The organism is Cognatundibacterium luofuense, from assembly GCF_018139685.1.
GTDB lineage: Bacteria > Pseudomonadota > Gammaproteobacteria > Burkholderiales > Burkholderiaceae_D > Undibacterium > Undibacterium luofuense.
This window is the reverse complement of sequence record NZ_JAGSPN010000071.1, coordinates 1-594: the sequence shown is the minus strand read 5'-3', so window position 1 is coordinate 594 and position 594 is coordinate 1. Positions and strand designations below refer to the sequence as shown.

Here is a 594-nt window from a genome sequence, read left to right as displayed (position 1 = left end):
TGTTCGCAATACAAATCCGCTAGCCGCGTAAATGCAGCAGCCGGATCAGCGCAGGCCGCAGCAGCCATACGCCAGGAGCCTATCGATGCGCCGATCAGGCTGCGTTCACGCGGTGTAGCGGCCAGCCAATCACCAAACAGCCATTGATCCATGGCTTGCAAAATCAGGCCTTTGGGGCCGCCGGCGGCTGCCGGAACGACCGCAATATCCGCTGCTTGCAGGCCATGTTGCTGGATGTGGCGATAAGCAGTTTGTCCGGCAAAAATCTGGATAGAAGAGGACATGAGGACTCCGCTGGTGCTTAGTTGGTAGCTACTTTGCGCTGGTATGCAAACGCGTCATCGCCTCCGCGAATTCGCCAGTGACCATCAGCGGCAATACATCCATACTTTTCGCAAGGGCTTCATCGATCAGTGGCTGCTCTTCTTTGCGCGGACGGTGCAGTACAAAATCGGCTACGCCCTGATTCAGATTCAGCGTGCGCGGATGACCGATGCCGATACGCAGCCGCCAGTAGTCCTGAGTGCCGAGCGCAGCGGTGATGTCTTTGAGCCCGTTATGGCCACCGGACGAGCCGCCTTTTTTGAGCTTGGC

Annotated in this window: 1 protein-coding gene and 1 pseudogene; both read right to left on the bottom strand. The window is 57.7% G+C overall.

Annotation, left to right across the window (positions count from 1 at the left end):
- Positions 1-284, bottom strand: a pseudogene (locus KDM89_RS19365) (patatin-like phospholipase family protein); the annotation flags it as partial.
- Between the two features lie 28 nt (positions 285-312).
- Positions 313-594 (bottom strand): aminoacyl-tRNA hydrolase (locus tag KDM89_RS19360; protein ID WP_212689540.1); only part of this gene is annotated, 282 nt, incomplete at its 5' end.